Source organism: Acinetobacter sp. BEC1-S18-ESBL-01 (assembly GCF_014169935.1).
In the GTDB taxonomy this organism is placed as follows: domain Bacteria; phylum Pseudomonadota; class Gammaproteobacteria; order Pseudomonadales; family Moraxellaceae; genus Acinetobacter; species Acinetobacter pittii.
Window position 1 is genome coordinate 393,738 of the sequence record NZ_AP022302.1, and the last position, 17,295, is coordinate 411,032.

Sequence of the window (17,295 nt, forward strand, 5' to 3'; positions counted from 1 at the left end):
AGGTGACATGCAAGATTTTCTAGCATTAACCTTACAAGGTGAGCAGCCTACAACTCGCGAAGGAAAACAAAATAATTTTTCTTGGCGTTGGTTGGGTGAAGGACTTCTTGAATGTACGCCAAACGCACAGTACGACAAAGCTGTCGTACTGTCAGCTGGAGTGCATGGTAATGAAACAGCACCAATTGAATTGTTATCTCATCTTTGCACGGATTTATTTGCAGGGCGTTTAAACCTTGCTGTGAGGTTGCTGCTTGTATTGGGTAACCCCTATGCAATGCGTCAAGGCAAACGCTATGTGCATGATGATGTAAATCGAATGTTTTGTGGTGGATATAAAACTCTAGCCGTGACTCAAGAATCAAAGCGTGCTGAAGTTTTAGAGCAAGTTGTCACCAACTTCTTTCAAGAAAGTGCAAGTGACGCTAAACGCTATCACTATGATTTACACACAGCAATTCGTGCTTCATTGTTACCAACGTTTGCTTTATTTCCCTATCAAACGCATGGCTATGATGCTGATTTAACAGCAAGTCTTGAAGCAGCCGATTTAGATGCTTTGGTTTATCACAATGCAGTAGGTAAAACGTTTACACATTTTACGAGTGAAAATTTTAAAGCTGCGAGCGCAACGTTAGAGTTAGGCAAAGCCTTACCATTTGGGCAAAATGACTTGAGCCAATTTGCAGCAATTGATGAAGTTATTCGTAATGTAGTTTCTGATCAAGCCTTGCCGCTACGCAATAAAACAAAAATTCGAGTCTTTAAAGTGTCTGATTCTTTAATTAAAAAAGATGAAGATTTTAAGATGAATTTATCAGCTGAAGCTCCGAATTTTTCGACTTTTACCAAAGGTGAAATCATTGCAACTCAACCTTCTGGTAATTATGTGGTTGAGCAAGATCGAGTCTGGATTTTATTTCCAAACCCAAATGTGAAGCTTGGTTTGCGTGCAGGCTTAGTTTTAACTGAAACGAGTTGAATACTTGATTTTGAGAAATAAAAAAGGGCAATTAATTGCCCTTTTTTATTTATAACGGATTAGTTATTACCGAAAAGACCTTTAACCCAAGATTTCTTTTCAGCTTTTTGTGTAGTCGCTTGAGCGCCTGCATTTACGTTTGCATTTGCATTAATACCAGCAACATTAACACCAACGTTTACACCTGTTTGAGCGTTAACTCCATGAGCTGGTTGAGCTGTATTTAATTTTGCTTGAGCATCAGCTTTAGTGTCAGCTACAAACTCTTTTTGCTCAGCTTGGTTTTGAGCTACACGAGTTTTTACAGCATCTACATGTGCTTGAGCATTAGCTTGTTTTTCAGCAGTAAACTCTTTTTGATCTGCTTGTTTTTCTGCAACTTTAGCTTTTACAGCATCAACACCTGCTTTTGTATCAGCTTTCGCTTCAACTGCTAAGTTTTTAGTGCCGTTTGCAGCTTTAGTCGCTACATTTTTAGTACCTGTTACTGCTTCGGTAGCAAAATGTTTAGTACCAGTTGCGGCTTTAGTTGCTACATTTTTAGTACCTGTCGCAGCTTCGGCAGCAAAATGTTTTGTACCATTTGCAGCTTTAGAAGAAAGTTCAGTCACTTTTCCTGTTGTTTTTTTTGTTGCTTTAACTGTAGTGTCAGCCGCTACATGACCAGCATGCTTTGCTGTGCTACCCACAGTATGTGCAGTATTTTTGACTGTATTGGCTACGCCACTAACAAGACCACCCGGTTGTACATTTACTTGAGCAGAAGCACCTGCATTAACGCCCGCACTTTGTGCAAAAATAGAGGCAGAAGCAAGAACACTTGCAGTAACGATAGCTGTTTTCATCATTTTCATTGCGATATCCTTCAAAGAATATACCCTTTTAGTGAGGTATTTCATAAACGCAAACGAATCATAGCCAAGGGAATATAGTCTTGTGAACTGTCTTCATCAAAATGTTACAACAGTGTTACGTTGAGTAAACAGACTAGGGATAAATTGTGAAGATTAATAAAAATTAATAATAAAGTGAAAAAGAACATTTATTTGTTAGATATTCTAATTAGACTCTCTTGTCTTTCCTTTTTTAAAAAATATCCTTTAATTTTTTCCCTTTCGGTTTTTCTTGACTTGTCCTTTATATCTTTAAATATGATGTGAATCTAATTATTTATTAGAGGAAACGGCATAATTATTGCTTATTATGAGAATGAAGTGCTTTTTTAGCACTTTTTTGAACCATATTCTGCCAGAAATATAAATGTACAGGGCAGAACTGTATTTTTGCTTATTCGGGAAAAGGTACTTTAGCTTTTCTCTGGTTTGTACATTTCATGAAATAGAAATTTCACATGAAATGTATTGAAAGAAATAGCACTTTATTTCGAATAATCAAAAATAAAAATAGATATCTATAAACAAAAAAACAGAGATATGACAGATGAAAATTATTGCTTCCCTTCTTGTATTGGTCGGCTTGGTCGCCGTTGTTCTCTATCTTAAGCCCACAAGTGGTGCATCTGATGTGTTCAATTCTGCTTTACATGAGTCGAATTCGCCACAACCAGACACATCGTCGTTTCTTTCTAAACTTAAGGAGCCTACTCAACCTAAAAATCTATCTCAACATTCAACTCATCCTCAATCGGTATCAGCTGATACTGTTCCTTTTTATGACACAAAAAGTGATCTTTCTATTCAACCGATTGATCCAGAAAAAGATCCATCAAATGAAATAAAAGCGAAATAAGCAAATTGTTAGTTGAAAAACTACGGAGAAAAATAATGCAAAGTAAAACGTTATTTCTATTAGGTCTATGTACGATATTAAGTACAACTGCATCCGCTCTTCCTTTGGATTCTCAAGGTGCTAAACAGCGGTTAAATCAAGCAGCAAAACAAAAAGTATTTCAGGGCAAAATCGATTTGGATGCCTTGGTCAATAATGATTCGAATGATTTAATCGTCGAATACAATATTCCTTCGGTGAGTGTGCCTTCCGGTTTAGAGCGGCGGAGTTATATTGCAACAAATAAAAAGAATATACAGGCAAGGTTTAACCGTGCTGGTGGTGTCCAAGTACTTCGGGACTACAATAATTTGCCTTTAGCTTTCTATCGAATTAGTAATCGCGAAGCTTTGGTGACTTTATTAAATGATCCAAATGTTAAAGCAGTTTATCCGAACCGTATTAACCGGACTACGACGAATGAAAGTTTACCTTTAATTAATCAACCACAGGCCAATACCAATGGTTTTACCGGCGAAGGCTCTAGTGTGGCAGTGATTGATACAGGTGTGAATTATCTTCACTCTGATTTTGGCTGTACGGCAGTAAATACACCATCAAGCACATGTCGAGTGGTTTATTCATTTGATAGTGCACCAGATGATGGCGCTTTAGATGATGATGGACATGGGAGTAATGTTTCAGGCATCGTATCTAAGGTTGCAACCAAAACCAAAATTATAGGCATAGATGTTTTTAGAAAGGTCAGATCCCAAGGTAAATGGGTAAGCACAGCTTATGATAGTGATATCCTCGCAGGGATTAATTGGGCTGTAAATAATGCTCAGACTTATAACATCAAAGCGGTTAATTTAAGCCTTGGCGTGCCAGGTGTTAAATATACCTCGGAGTGTAGTGATAGTAGTTATGGAACTGCATTTGCCAATGCACGAGCTGCTGGGGTAGTGCCTGTAGTTGCTTCAGGCAATGATGCATTTTCAGATGGCATCTCATCTCCTGCTTGTGTTGCTGGGGCAGTAAGAGTGGGGGCTGTTTATGATAGTAATATTGGTGGTGTGTCATGGGGGAATCCTGTGAAATGTTCGGACCCAACCACAGCGGCAGATAAGGTGGCGTGCTTTAGTAATGGTGGTAGTCTTGTGACCTTATTAGCACCGGGAGCAATGATCACGGCGGGTGGTTATACCATGGGCGGTACATCTCAAGCGACACCACATGTGGCAGGTGCAATTGCTTTATTACGAGCAAATCGTGTGAGTCCAACAGAAAGTATTGATCAAACCATCAGCCGTTTAAAAACGACAGGTAAACCAATTACTGATTCAAGAACGGGCTTGGTTTTCCCACGTATTGATTTACTGGCAGCAACAAATGGTTTAACCATTAATTAATAGCTTATTTATAATTTTTTAAATTAGGTCCAAGAAATTTTTAAATAGCTATAACCCGTTGCAAAGGGTAACTTCTGCAACGGGCTTTTTATGAAAAAAGTACTAATTACACTTTGCTAGATTCGCTGGATTAAAGTTGCTTTGGAGTTTTTTGAAATTATTCTGAATTTCTGGATCTTGAATATTAAATGTCGTTGAGCTTTTGGTTGTAGAGTTGGTTGCCTGATTTAATATGCCTGATTCATCAGGATACTGCATAGTCGATGAGGTCGCTGAAATTAGACCATTATTATTAAAAGTCCAGTGCTCAGTTACATGTCCACCCCCTAAATAGCCAGTAAATTCAATCATACAAGCTTGTTTATCTTGTTTAATGAGTTTGGCTACATTACCTGTGGTAGAGGGATAAGCCTCGATATTCGTATCTTGTTCTAAAACTTGTGCTTGAGAATAAGATGAAGGAGGTGTAGAGGTCGCACATGCAGTTAATGCTAAGCAGCATAGTGTTGAAAAGAGGAGTTTTTGACTATTCATAAGGCAGATTCCTAGCTTTCTTATAGTTAATGACATTATTTCTAGATGAATATCTGGGTTTATAAGTGCGCGAAGTTATCGCGCTATCCAAAAAATTAGTTAGCTGTTGTGCTCGATTTACTTAATTCACCTTGCTCGATCGGGATATTTTCACCATTTCGACTACTGGTAATATTTTGTTTGGCTTGCTCTATTTTCTGTTCAGTAAATACTTTAGCTGTATCTGCTTTTTGTTGAACGACTTCTGCTTTTTCAGCAGTAAATTCTTTGGTGTTTTGCCATTTCTTACTAATTTTATTCGATGTTTTTTCAGAAGCACCTTGAATAGAGTTTCCTAAATTTTGTATGCCTTTGCCTGTTTTATACAACAGTACGCGTCCTAAGCTAGGATTGTCACCATAAGGTTGTGTTTTAGGTGTTGTTTCAACAATTTGCTGTGGCTGTGTTGTTTCTGCAAATAAGGTTGATGAAGCCAATATAGAACTTGCAACGCATAACACTTGTAAGGTTTTCATATGGATCAATCTCCCCAACCAGAATCAAAAGATGAAGTGGTGATCTTACTGTTAAAAATAAAGCTTGTACTGCAATGAGATAAAACCCATACGATTTGATTACGATAAATCATCATTTAATGGCGCTAAACCAATCATTGCAATAATTCATAAACTAAATTCAGTCTTAATCAATTCTATAAACATGTCTCTAGCTTTATGGTTACTCACATTTTTGTGCCAGAAAAAGTGGTTCTGCATAAAAGCAAGATATTCAAATTTATAACTTTGGATATGGGCCAAATTTTTATATTGCTCATAAATACTTTTAGGCACTAACGCCACCCCTGAGCCTGCACTGACACAGCCAATAATCGTGGCATAGCTAGTAATGCTGGTAATAGGAAGAGAGATATTCTTAAGTTTAAGCCATTCTTCAAGGGCAGCACGGTAAGGGCAGCCTTCGGTCCACATAAAAATTTCTTTACCAATCAAATCTTCTTGGCAGTGGATTTCACCGAAAGATGCAGGGGCAATTAAAATAATTTCTTCTTGATAAATACTCAGTTTATTTAGCATAGGAAAGTCAATATTGCCCGCGACAATTGCACCATCAAGTTTGTGCTGAGAAATATCGACTAATAACTGTTTCCATGTGCCTGTAATAATTTGAATGGAAACCTCTGGAAAACGTTGATGATATTTCGCAAGTAAATTGGGGAGGCGAGTGGTAGCAGAAGATTCAATTGCTCCAATTTTTAATGGGCCAGAAGGTGGGGCATCCGGATGAATGCTTCGTTTTGCCTCATCGCATAGCGCTAAAATTTTATGACAATAATCGAGAAAGATTTCTCCTGATGGGGTGAGTTTTAAAGCTTTACCTTCACGATAAAACAAAGGTGCTCCAAGCTCTTCTTCGAGTTGTTTAATGCGCGTTGTGATATTGGATGGTACACAATGCAGTTGCATTGATGCTTTTGCCATTGTTCCGCACTCAACCACGGTTTGGAACATCTTTAATTGAGTGATATCCATGTTTTATCATTCACTTTTAATGAATATTTAACTCAATATAAGTTAATTTTATTCAACTATCTATGTGCATATGATGAAAGAGTTCCATTTCATTAGTGCAGATTTAACATGGCAATTTCTCTTGCTACCGAAACCCAGCCTCCCGCATTTAAGCTCTATTTATGTATTGCTGTGACTGTCTTTTGTTGGGGCTATTCACCTATTGGCGTACATAGTGCCTTGCATTCATATACACCGCAGCATATTGCGTTGCTTCGTTTTTTGATCGCATCGGTTTTTTTACTGCTTTTGGTCATGAAAAAAGGCATTCAGCCGTTAAATTGGAAAGATGCTCCTGCACTTGCTGTATTAGGATTTTTCTCTGTGACGCTGCATCATTTGCTGATAAATACAGGGCAGCAATATGTGACTGCGGTTGCCTCTAGTATTTTGAGCCAATCTATTCCGTTATTTACCTTTATTATTTCAGCTTTGCTTTTTAAGGAACAAATCAATTTCAAACAATGGTTATGTATTTTATTGGGACTTTGCGGCGCCGTGTTAGTGGTTAGTGGTGACCATGGTTTTGGTATACCGAGTCCTTATAGTTTATTGATTGTTTTGGCTGCAATTGCTTGGGGGCTTTATTTTAATTTATATAAAAAATTTGCTTTAAATTACGATGCCTTGAGCATGATGTGCTACATCATTTGGTTCGGAACCATTCCTTTACTATTTTATAGTACTCATTTACCCCATGAAATTTTACATGCCACTTGGCAAGCCAATATGTCGGTTGTCTTGTTGGGTATTTTTCCAAGTGCGATGGCTTATGTGCTTTGGGGATATGTACTTAAAAATATGCCGTTAACGATTGCATCGAATTTTTTATATTGTTCGCCGATTGTCGCAATGAGTTTGGCAGTTGTTTTCTTAAATGAAAAACCGTCAATAATGGTGCTGCTAGGTGGAGTGATTATTGTAGGGAGTTTGGTGTGGATGAATTGGGGGAATAGGCGTACTATCGAATAAGCTATGTCATGCGCTACTTGCTTTAAGAGAATGAAATGATTGTTGTTACCTTGACCTATAAAAAACCATTAGCCGAAGTTGATGCTGTACTCAAAGAGCATATTGCTTTTTTAGATCATTACTATGAGCAGAAGAAATTTCTAGCATCAGGACGCCGGGAAAATAGAGTAGGTGGGGTAATTTTAGTTCTAAGCTCTTCGATTCAAGAAGCTGAAGAAATCATGAAAAATGATCCATTTTATATTCATGATGTGGCCGATTATGATTTTATGTGGTTTGAGCCGTCGAAAAGTTTAGAAGAAATTAAAGACTTTGTTTGATTACATTAGAGAACTACTTAAATTTAAGTAGTTCTCTAGTCTTTTTGGTTAATATTTATTATTGCTCAACAATATAAATACTATTTTCGAATACATCTCCTTTACTTGTTTTAACTACACCAACACATAAATTGTCAGGGGTTTGAATAAAAGAAACTAAGGATGTATCTGCATTAGTTTTACAGCTCTTTTGCTTGTTCTCATCAAATGCTTTTAAATTTAATTGATGTTGTAAATCTAAAGTGAATACTTGGCTAAGAGCGCTAAATGCTTGATCTGCTTTTTTCATAAATAATAAATTATTTTGAGCTTCCCATTCAGATAAAGAAATACGTTCCTTACTTACGTAGTGATATAAGCGTTTTGTATCTGCATTATTGTCTGCCGCATTTTTAAATTGGGTTTTTAAACCAAAATTCACTTTTACAACTGGCTTTTCGCGGAAAGAAAGACGTGAATAAGGCACAATTTTAACTTCAGATGCCTGATTTAAATCGAGTAGTTTAAGTGTTGGATCTGCTTTATTTTGGGCGAAAGAATCGTTAATTTTTTGATGTATTAACTGGTCAAATTTAATAGGTTGATTGAGAGAGCTTTTTTCAATGGCTGAACTATTTGCATTTTTATCAATTGCCATGGCAACACCTACTCCGATAAGACCGAACATTCCAGAAACTGGGCTGGCAGAAGCATTGCTTGAATCACCAACTAATATTTGACTGTCTTTTACAAAGTAATCACCTGCACCTGATTCAGTCATTGAAGATAATTGTTCTGAAGAAACGGAAAGAGAGGTTTGTTTACCCGCAGCTGGATATTGAATCGATTTGGTCGTTGCACATCCAGTGAATAGTAATGTTGATATGAGTAATAAATTTAAGTTTTTCATTGCAATGAGACTTTGTTAAGTTTGGTAATTATTTGTTTTAGTTTATTGAATTGTGGATAAAAAGTGAAGGAAGTAAATAATTCTTATTTATTAATTGGGTGTAAAATAATCATTTATAATTATATTGAATGAAATTCTTCAATAAAAAACCATGTTTCCAACTAGAGTGAAAACATGGTTTTTATTAAAGCTTAATTATACAAAAATTAATTTTTATATAATTTTAACCCTGCAACACACTCACATCAGCCACAGCAGTAAACAAGTTACGTAACTGAGCCAATAAACGTAAACGGTTTGCTTTTAGGTCAGCATCATCTGCCATAACCATTACGCCATCAAAGAATGCATCAATCGGCGCGCGAAGTGCTGCAAGCTTAGAAAGGGCAGCAGTGTAGTCTTTTGCTGCAAGTAATGGTTCAACCACAGGAGTCACTGCTTGAAGTTCAGCAAATAATGCTTTTTCAGCATCTTCAACCAAGCTTGCTTCAACTACAGAACCTTCAGGTGTTGCTTCTTTTGCAAGAATGTTAGCAACACGTTTGTTTGCAGCAGCAAGTGCAGCAGCTTCAGGTAGTGTACGGAAGTGGTTAACAGCATTTACACGCTTGTCAAAATCAAGTGGAGATTTTGGTGCAAGTGCTTGAACCGCTTGAAGTACGTCAACAGCAACACCTTGGTCTTCGTACTTAGCACGGTAACGACCTTCCAAGAATGTAACCGCGTCAGCACGAGTTTTGTCGTGGTCTTTAACGATATCGCCATAACCTTGAAGTGCAAGATTCACTAATTCTTCAATCGTTACATCTAATTCATTTTCAATGATTAAACGTAAGATACCAATTGCTGAACGGCGAAGAGCAAACGGGTCTTTAGAACCTGTAGGCGCTTGTCCAATACCGAAAATACCAACCAGCGTATCTAAACGGTCAGCAAGGGCAATCGTTGTACCTGTTTTGGTTTTTGGTAAAACATCACCAGCAAATTTTGGTAAATATTGCTCACCTAAAGCTTCTGAAACTTCAGTATTTTCGCCTTCAATACGCGCGTAATAAGTACCTGCAATACCTTGAAGTTCTGGGAATTCACCAACAAGCTCAGAGGTTAAGTCGCATTTAGCAAGTAATGCAGCTTTTTCAGCATCGGCTGGGTTTGCACCAGTGATTGAAGATAATGCAACTGCAAGTTTTGCAATACGTGTTGATTTGTCCCAAAGCGTACCAAGTTGTGCTTGGAATACCATGTTTGCTAGTTTTTCTTTACGAGATGCAAGCGGTTGCTTTTGATCTTGTAAGAAGAAGAATTCAGCATCAGACAAACGAGGACGGACAACTTTTTCGTTACCTTCAATAATTTGAGTCGGATCTTTAGACTCAATATTTGAAACAGTAATGAAGTAAGGCTGTAATTTACCTTCTGCATTGATCAAACAGAAATACTTCTGGTTGTCTTGCATTGTCGTAATAAGAGCTTCTTGAGGAACAGCTAAGTAGCGTTCTTCAAAAGTTGCACGTAAAGCTACAGGCCATTCAACTAGACTTGTTACTTCATCAAGTAAGTCAGCTGGAACAATCGCAGTTGCGTTCACTTCATCAGCTAACTTTTTCACTTGTTCTTGAATGGTTGCCTGACGCTTTTCAAAGTTCGCAACAACGTAAGCTTTTTCTAAAGCAGCTAAGTAGTCATTTGCATGTGCTAAAGTCACAGCTTCAGGTGCATGGAAACGGTGACCATAAGTCACATTGCCAGCTTTATGATCTTGAATAGTCGCGTCAATAATTTGGTCATCTTTAAGTAAGAGAACCCATTTCACTGGACGTACAAATTCGGTACGACTTGCAGCAGAACGCATACGTTTCGCAATTGGTAAATTGTCTAATGCAGTTTGTAAAATTTGTGGAAGTAAAGCGTCAAGACTTTGACCTTTCACATCTTTTAAATAGCAAACTTTTTCAACTTTACCTGCTTGGAAAGTAGAAAGTTGGTCTACAGTAATTCCTTGACCACGCATAAAGCCTTCGAGTGCTTTAGTCGGTTTGCCTTCTGCATCGTAAGCCGCTTGAACAGCAGGGCCGTCAAAACGTTTTTGTGTATCAGCTTGAGCAGCATCGATATCAACAATTTTAAGCGCTAAACGACGTGGAGCTGCATAAGCTTCAATTGATGCGAAGTTTAAGCCCGCATCTTTTAAGCCTTTTACCGTTTCTGCTTCTAAAGCATCACGTAAAGTTTTCAAGCTTTTTGGTGGAAGCTCTTCACAGCCAAGTTCGAATAAAACAGTATGTTTGCTCATTAGTTTTTCTCCGCCTTTGCTGCTTCACTTTCAGCTTGTGCTTTTAGCTGTGCCAATACTTCATCACGCAAGTGTGGTTCTGCCATTGGGAAGCCAAGCTCTGCACGTGCTTGTACATAACTTTGTGCAATAGCACGCGCTAAAGTACGTACACGTAAAATGTAACGTTGACGCTCAGTCACAGAAATTGCGCCACGTGCATCAAGTAAGTTAAAGGTATGAGACGCTTTAACAACTTGCTCATAAGCAGGAAGAGAAAGTTTTGCTTCAATTAAACGGTTTGCTTCTGATTCGTAAAAATCAAACAGTTCGAATAGTTTTTCAACTGGAGCGTATTCAAAGTTATAAGTCGATTGTTCAACTTCATTTTGATGGAATACGTCGCCGTAAGTTACCGTGCCGAATTGGCCTTTAGTCCAAACAAGGTCATAAACCGAGTCAACACCTTGAAGGTACATTGCGAGACGTTCTAAACCGTAAGTGATTTCGCCTGTTACTGGGTAACATTCAACACCACCGACTTGTTGGAAGTAAGTGAACTGAGTTACTTCCATACCGTTAAGCCAAACTTCCCAACCTAAGCCCCAAGCACCTAGCGTTGGAGATTCCCAGTTGTCTTCTACGAAACGAATGTCGTGAGTAAGCGTATCAATCCCGATTGCTTTTAAAGAATCGAGATAAAGCTGTTGGATATTGTCTGGATTTGGCTTAAGTACCACTTGGAACTGATAGTAGTGTTGCAAACGGTTCGGGTTTTCACCGTAGCGGCCATCTTTTGGACGACGTGAAGGTTGAACGTATGCCGCGTTCCAAGTCTCTGGCCCTAAAGCACGTAAGAATGTTGCGGTGTGGAATGTTCCAGCGCCCATTTCCATGTCGTAAGGTTGTAATACGACGCAGCCTTGTTCGGCCCAATAGTTTTGTAGGGCAAGAATTAAGCCCTGAAATGTATCAATGTGCGAGATGGCGCGACTCATGTAGCATCCACGAATTTATGAGAAAAATTGCCACTAAGTATAAGGATTTTGTGGGGGAGTGGCAAAGGCTTAATCACAGGAATATGTGTTTAGCCGATTTGTTTTCGCCTCAGCCATTCCAAGCCTAACCAGTAACAAAAGCTGGTAAATAAAATCATAAGATAAAAACTATAGATCTTATAAATATGCCACCAAGGAGAAGGGAATGAACCGACAAAAATTAAGCGCGTAATAGGGCTAATCAAAATCCAGATGACAGTTGCGCAGATAAAAATACTTATCAGATTTAAACGATTTTTACGCGCGAGAAAATATGAAGTGATATATGCAAAAGGAATAACCAGAAGACCATAAAAAAGTAAATAAAATAAGAAATGGGCTAAAAAAATAACTGCAACTGAATAAAGGCTAAATTCCGCATTGAAGATGATTATTCCTAAGGCGGACATACTCAACAAAGGGATGGGAGCTAGCGCAAGTGCGCGAATAATCGTTTTTTTGTTATATTGAAGCATATTAAAAATTATAGAATTGAGAATAAATTATGCTGAAATTTTGCTTCAAACTCATTGTTTTATCAAGCCTTTTTTGTAGTCCATGGCTTTATGCACAGACCGATGCTGATCAGCAAGATGAATACAACCAATGTGTAGAGCAGACTATTAAGGAAATGCAGCTTGAAAGTATTAATAACATGGTTGTGCATAGCTGTTCTGAACAAGCAAAAAGACTTATGAAGAAAAAATTGTTGCTCTCATTGATCAAATTCGTACACAAAGCGAAGAATACAAACAACCAGAACGTTATCAAGATATTTTAAAATCTCAGCGACTTTGGAAAGCTTATGTAGATCAGGAATGTAGTAATGCAGGCTCATACATTGGCTCACCGATGTATTCATATTGCCCAATGCAAGAGTATGCCGAGCGTGTAAAGCAACTAGAAGAATATGTTAATTAAGACGGATCATTTTAAACGTCACCTCATGACGCCGAGCGTACTTCACTGGATTAAATTTAAGAATGCAAAATGATATTTTTTAAACGATGCCATAAATGAGTCGTTTGATATGTCTGATCGCATTCGAGAAAAACTACAGATTCTTGCTGATGCTGCTAAATATGATGTGTCTTGTTCATCAAGTGGCAGTGACCGTAAAAATAAAGATAAAGGCCTAGGCGATGCCAGCCATTCGGGTATTTGTCATAGCTATACCGAAGATGGCCGCTGTGTATCTCTCTTAAAAATTCTATTTAGTAATGTTTGTATTTTTGACTGCGCTTATTGTGTTTCACGTCGTTCTAATGACGTCCAGCGTGCAGCATTTACGGTGCAAGAGGTTGTAGATTTAACCATTAATTTTTATCGCCGTAATTATATCGAAGGCTTATTTTTAAGCTCAGGCATTTTTAAATCGGCAGATCACACGATGGAGCGTATGCTTCAAGTCGTAAAGAAGTTGCGTCTTGAAGAAAACTTTAATGGTTATATTCATCTAAAAACCATTCCGGGGGCATCTCCTGAACTGATTCATGAAGCAGGTTTATATGCTGACCGCATGAGTATTAATTTGGAGATGCCGACCGAGGTTGGGCTAAAAACTTTTGCACCAGAAAAATCACATCAGGAAGTGCAAAAAGATTTAGGTTTGGTCCGTGACAGGCTCATTCAGCTTAAAGATGAACGCCAAATCATTAAGCATGTGCCGAAATATGTACCAGCGGGGCAGACCACACAAATGGTAGTGGGGGCCCATCAAGAGTCAGACCAAGATGTCTTGTTTATGGCAGACAAGCATTACAAAGAATTTAAACTCAAGCGCGTCTATTTTTCTGGCTATATCCCAATTAATAATGAAAATAATTACTTACCCGCAGTAGGTTCTGCACCGCCATTACTTCGTGAAAACCGACTCTATCAAAGCGATTGGTTGATGCGTTTTTATGGTTTTGAGGTTAATGAAATCGTCAATGAAAAACACCCAAACTTAGATCTTGATGTAGACCCGAAATTAAGCTGGGCTTTAAGGCATCCTGAACAGTTTCCAGTAGATTTAAATCGTGCCGATTATCAAATGATTTTACGTGTGCCGGGCATTGGGGTGAAATCGGCCAAGAAAATTGTGCAGGCTCGTCGTTTTGGGAAAATCCATATCGATTTATTAAAAAAACTCGGTGTAGCTTATCAGCGTGCAAAATTCTTTATTCGCTGTGAAGACAGTCCAAAGTTCCAAAAAGAACTATCATCCAGTTTTATTCGGCAGCAGATTTTAACGCAGGGTTCTTCGAAATATGTGCAGCAACTCTCGCCACAATTAAGCCTTGGGTTTTAGCCATGTTTAATGATGAAGTGGCTTACTATTTTGATGGTTCAATGGTTGGGCTGCTGAGCTGTGTTTTTCGTGCATTTCAATTTAAAGAATTGCAGGTCAGGCTATGTTTAAATGATGCAGCTCAACATGGCTTATTTGCCGATAAAATTGAGGTTGCAAATAACGAGCAGCATGCTGAGCGTGTGTGGTCTGCGCTACAAAAAAAGCTTTCATCTTCTTCGTTAAAACAATTTTATTTTGCTTATTTATCTGAATCTTTAGATGCCTATCAGCACTTATTTGATTATTGTATCTATGTGTTTACTAGCCATGTTTCCATTGAAAAAGATTATTCAAATCCTAGTGTTTTAGCGATTGCGCAGTGGACGAAAAAGGTCGGGCGAGAGAAGCATCGGATGGAAGCTTTTATTCGGTTTAAGAAAACCAAGGATGAACTTTTTTTAAGTTTAGTGCGTCCTGATTTTAATGTTTTACCGCTTATTCAGCCGCATTTTAAACGGCGTTACCAAGATCAGCGTTGGCTTATTTATGATGAGAAACGTAAATTCGGACTGTATTATGATTTACGTGAAATACATGAAGTTTCACTCGAAGCCTCTGAAGTTGACCGCAATTTAAAAAATGGAATGAGCCAAAGCTTTCAGCTTGAGCTTGATGAGCAGGAAGTTTTATATGATCAGCTTTGGAAGGATTATTTTAACAGTGTAAATATTACTGAAAGGCAAAATATAAAACTTCATGTGCAATATTTGCCAAAGCGTTACTGGCGTTATTTAAATGAAAAATTGATGGAATATTAAAGTTTTAAAATCATAAAAAATAGTTCAGCCAGTTTTCTTACTGTTGAAAGGTATAATTTAAATGCACTTTATGTGGCTTTGGGCGTATACTTTTGCCCGTTATAAATGACGGCATATCCCCAAAGGTGTACTGTGAGTGTTATACAGCCAGAATGGTTACAGATTTTAAAGCCAAATTTTAAGGTTTTACCTTTAAAGGAACGGTTACTTTGCGGTATTGGAGCGTTGTGTGGTTTAGCAATTTCCTCCTTAATTAGCTGGTATGTTCTGGGTGGAATTAATGCTTGGTACATCGCCCCAATGGGCGCCTCATCTGTTCTATTGTTTGCTGTGCCGACCAGTCCCTTGGCTCAACCATGGAATGTAATTGTTGGTAATACCTTAGCCGGAATTATTGGTGTTGCCTGTGCACAGTGGATTCCGGATTTAACCACAGCTTTTAGTGTCGCGGTAGGTTTTGCTATATTTTTAATGATGACCACCGACTCTTTGCACCCGCCGAGTGGGGCGGTTGCGATTACAGCCGTGCTGGGTGGGGCAGCAATTCATAAGTTGGGCTTTTACTTTATTTTTTATCCAGTTTTACTCAATTCGTTCCTTTTACTTGGGTTTGCTGTTTTCTTTAATCGATTGATTGGGCGACATTATCCGGTTACCGCGCATTTAAATGAACGTAGTAAAGACCCAACGCCAACTCAAAAAGTATCAATTCAGCCGAAAGATATTGAGTATGCATTAGAGCATCACACTGAACTTTTAGATATTAGCCAATATGACTTAGAAAAAATCATTTTAGAAGCTCAGGAACATGCCAATGAGCGTATGGTAAATCAATATATCTGTCAGGATATTATGAGTCGTGATGTGATTAAACTACATGAAGATGACGACATTCATCAGGCGCTTGATAAATTTAAACAAGTGAACTTGATGAGCTTACCTGTAGTAAATGCAGAAAACCATTTGGTGGGAACTTTAGCGTTATATGAAGTTGTAGAGTGGTTTAAGGGTGCAGCCGATCCAAGAAATTCTTGGCAGCATTACGTAAAACAAATTATGAGCCGTCGAGTGGTCACGGTACTACCAACTCAACCTATTCAAGATTTAGTGCCGTACTTTGTTGAAAAGTCTTTTAATTACATTCCTGTGGTTGAAGATCGTAAGCTTATAGGAATGATTAGCCGTGCAGATATGATTGCTGCATTACAGCAACAGTTAAATCGAAAGCTATAATTTTTAGAATAAAAAAAGCTACGGTTGATTAGGGGATGCAACCGTAGCGACCAAAGTTATGAATTAACGTACTTGTTCTTCATTTACTGTTCGGACGGATTGTCGATAGCCTTCAATATGTTCTGGCTGTTTTTTCGGAATCACTAACCATAAAACCAGATAAACTAAAATTCCTGGAAAGGCAGCACTCATAATTGAGATCAAAACAAAAATGACACGTAGTAAAGTTACGTTCCAACCAAAACGTTCAGCAATACCACCCATTACACCGGCGATCATGCTGTGTCGGTTCGAGCGATATAAACCAGAACTGGCCATCTAATTCTCCTTAAAGATAAAAGTTACAAGAAGCTATTGCTCTTGCTTAATAAAAATATGGAGACGAAATAACGGGTTTAAAGTCCTTTAAAAAGTAAAATAGTTAAAATATGTAAAGGATTGAAAGGAACGAAACCAACATCTACTAAAATGCACCCTTTCAGGGCTTAAGAGTTTAAAGCGGCAATCAGCTAATACTTGATTTGAAGTGTAAATATAGCTGTTGCTGTTATCTGTGAATAATGCATATGTCTTTGAAGTGGTCTCGTTTTTCAGTTAAGCATGTGGTTGTAGTGGCTGCGATGTGCATGACACTGAGTGCTTGCGATATAAATCATACCAATTCAAAAGATCATTCAAATACAAGTTCTAGTTCTAATCATGAAGAAAATTTAATAAAAAGTAGTACGTCTATAAAAACATTGGATTATGTCGCTGGACGAACTTTCTTACCTGAAGATACCTCAGATCAAACCCAAAAATTAAACGCAGCGTCATTACAATATGTAGGGCGATATCATACTCGTATTTCATGCGACGATGCTTTTGCTGATTGTGAATCAGGCGAAGCAGAGTACATTTTAAATTTATTACCAAATGGGTCGGCTTATTGGAATGTTGTTCATTTTGGTCGTGTGGGAAGTAAAGACGGGGCTAAAAGTGCCGCTGTAAATCAATTATGTCCTACTCTAAATTGGAAAGTGGATGAAAAAGGGCGTGAGTTAACGATTCAATGTCCATTATCTAAAGTTAATTTTTATTTTAATATTGATTCAAATAAAAGATTGGTCACAAATTTAGAAAAATTACTTTATAGCGACTATGGAAAAAATCGTGAATTTTTAGAGCAAAACTATTTTGTTCCAAATCAGGCTTATGTTTTAACTAAAGAATAGATATCCGATAAATATAAAAAGAGCGCAATATTAAATTGCGC

Annotated in this window: 18 protein-coding genes and 1 pseudogene; 10 read left to right on the forward strand and 9 right to left on the reverse strand. The window is 37.9% G+C overall.

The annotated features are described in order from the left end of the window. The first annotated feature begins 7 nt into the window (after nt 1-7). Nucleotides 8-982, forward strand: a complete 975-nt coding sequence (astE, locus tag H7R46_RS01860; RefSeq protein ID WP_005067189.1) for a succinylglutamate desuccinylase — start codon at nt 8-10, stop codon at nt 980-982. A gap of 59 nt (nt 983-1,041) precedes the next feature. On the opposite strand, the gene H7R46_RS01865 is transcribed toward astE, so the two are convergent. Beyond that, nucleotides 1,042-1,836 carry a hypothetical protein gene (locus H7R46_RS01865; protein ID WP_005067191.1) on the reverse strand — a complete coding sequence of 265 codons (795 nt, stop codon included), beginning with the start codon at nt 1,834-1,836 and terminating at the stop codon, nt 1,042-1,044. A 586-nt stretch (nt 1,837-2,422) separates the two neighbouring features. Between H7R46_RS01865 and H7R46_RS01870 the strand changes: the two genes are divergently transcribed. Continuing rightward, on the forward strand, nt 2,423-2,731 hold the full coding sequence (locus H7R46_RS01870) for a hypothetical protein (protein WP_005067193.1): 309 nt from the start codon (nt 2,423-2,425) through the stop codon (nt 2,729-2,731). 35 nt (nt 2,732-2,766) lie between these two features. After that, on the forward strand, nt 2,767-4,122 hold the full coding sequence (locus H7R46_RS01875) for a S8 family peptidase (protein WP_005067195.1): 1,356 nt from the start codon (nt 2,767-2,769) through the stop codon (nt 4,120-4,122). 102 nt (nt 4,123-4,224) lie between these two features. On the opposite strand, the gene H7R46_RS01880 is transcribed toward H7R46_RS01875, so the two are convergent. The 3 genes from H7R46_RS01880 to H7R46_RS01890 form a co-directional block, all read right to left on the reverse strand. Next, the gene (locus H7R46_RS01880; RefSeq protein WP_005067197.1) at nt 4,225-4,656 is read right to left on the reverse strand and encodes a hypothetical protein; all 432 of its coding nucleotides are present in this window, start codon (nt 4,654-4,656) and stop codon (nt 4,225-4,227) included. A 95-nt stretch (nt 4,657-4,751) separates the two neighbouring features. Beyond that, on the reverse strand, nt 4,752-5,171 hold the full coding sequence (locus H7R46_RS01885) for a hypothetical protein (protein ID WP_005067200.1): 420 nt from the start codon (nt 5,169-5,171) through the stop codon (nt 4,752-4,754). A gap of 147 nt (nt 5,172-5,318) precedes the next feature. Beyond that, a complete protein-coding gene (locus H7R46_RS01890) occupies nt 5,319-6,185 on the reverse strand; it encodes a LysR family transcriptional regulator (RefSeq protein ID WP_025469783.1) in 867 nt (288 codons plus the stop codon). Nucleotides 6,186-6,293: 108 nt separating this feature from the next. Here H7R46_RS01890 and H7R46_RS01895 point away from each other — a divergent pair, with 108 nt between their 5' ends. Both H7R46_RS01895 and H7R46_RS01900 read left to right on the forward strand, forming a co-directional pair. Next, nucleotides 6,294-7,196: a DMT family transporter gene (locus H7R46_RS01895; RefSeq protein ID WP_005067205.1), complete on the forward strand. Its 903-nt coding sequence runs from the start codon at nt 6,294-6,296 to the stop codon at nt 7,194-7,196. Between the two features lie 35 nt (nt 7,197-7,231). Further along, a complete protein-coding gene (locus H7R46_RS01900; protein ID WP_002116836.1) occupies nt 7,232-7,516 on the forward strand; it encodes a YciI family protein in 285 nt (94 codons plus the stop codon). Nucleotides 7,517-7,574: 58 nt separating this feature from the next. Here the strand turns inward: H7R46_RS01900 and H7R46_RS01905 are convergent, their stop codons facing one another. From H7R46_RS01905 to H7R46_RS01920, 4 genes are all read right to left on the reverse strand, one after another. After that, a complete protein-coding gene (locus tag H7R46_RS01905) occupies nt 7,575-8,405 on the reverse strand; it encodes a hypothetical protein (protein ID WP_005067208.1) in 831 nt (276 codons plus the stop codon). A gap of 223 nt (nt 8,406-8,628) precedes the next feature. Beyond that, the gene (gene glyS / locus H7R46_RS01910; RefSeq protein WP_005067211.1) at nt 8,629-10,698 is read right to left on the reverse strand and encodes a glycine--tRNA ligase subunit beta; all 2,070 of its coding nucleotides are present in this window, start codon (nt 10,696-10,698) and stop codon (nt 8,629-8,631) included. Next, nucleotides 10,698-11,675: a glycine--tRNA ligase subunit alpha gene (gene glyQ, locus H7R46_RS01915; RefSeq protein WP_002044989.1), complete on the reverse strand. Its 978-nt coding sequence runs from the start codon at nt 11,673-11,675 to the stop codon at nt 10,698-10,700. The genes glyS and glyQ overlap by 1 nt, the downstream gene beginning before the upstream one ends. Nucleotides 11,676-11,764: 89 nt before the next feature. After that, nucleotides 11,765-12,190 carry a hypothetical protein gene (locus H7R46_RS01920; RefSeq protein ID WP_005067215.1) on the reverse strand — a complete coding sequence of 142 codons (426 nt, stop codon included), beginning with the start codon at nt 12,188-12,190 and terminating at the stop codon, nt 11,765-11,767. A 29-nt stretch (nt 12,191-12,219) separates the two neighbouring features. Between H7R46_RS01920 and H7R46_RS01925 the strand changes: the two are divergent. The 4 genes and pseudogenes from H7R46_RS01925 to H7R46_RS01940 all read left to right on the forward strand — a co-directional run bounded on the left by H7R46_RS01925 (nt 12,220) and on the right by H7R46_RS01940 (nt 16,040). After that, a pseudogene (locus tag H7R46_RS01925) lies at nt 12,220-12,635 on the forward strand (lysozyme inhibitor LprI family protein). 109 nt (nt 12,636-12,744) lie between these two features. Next, nucleotides 12,745-14,007 (forward strand): putative DNA modification/repair radical SAM protein, encoded by a 1,263-nt coding sequence (locus H7R46_RS01930; RefSeq protein ID WP_005067218.1) that lies wholly within the window; start codon nt 12,745-12,747, stop codon nt 14,005-14,007. A gap of 2 nt (nt 14,008-14,009) precedes the next feature. After that, entirely contained in the window at nt 14,010-14,807 is a 798-nt protein-coding gene (locus tag H7R46_RS01935; RefSeq protein ID WP_005067221.1) for a TIGR03915 family putative DNA repair protein, read from the forward strand. 132 nt (nt 14,808-14,939) lie between these two features. After that, on the forward strand, nt 14,940-16,040 hold the full coding sequence (locus H7R46_RS01940; RefSeq protein WP_005067223.1) for an HPP family protein: 1,101 nt from the start codon (nt 14,940-14,942) through the stop codon (nt 16,038-16,040). Nucleotides 16,041-16,103: 63 nt separating this feature from the next. On the opposite strand, the gene H7R46_RS01945 is transcribed toward H7R46_RS01940, so the two are convergent. Next, nucleotides 16,104-16,358, reverse strand: a complete 255-nt coding sequence (locus H7R46_RS01945) for a PspC domain-containing protein (protein ID WP_002116779.1) — start codon at nt 16,356-16,358, stop codon at nt 16,104-16,106. Between the two features lie 248 nt (nt 16,359-16,606). On the opposite strand from H7R46_RS01945, the gene H7R46_RS01950 reads away from it, so the two are divergent. Next, on the forward strand, nt 16,607-17,254 hold the full coding sequence (locus H7R46_RS01950) for a hypothetical protein (protein WP_025469784.1): 648 nt from the start codon (nt 16,607-16,609) through the stop codon (nt 17,252-17,254). Nucleotides 17,255-17,295 lie beyond the last annotated feature (41 nt).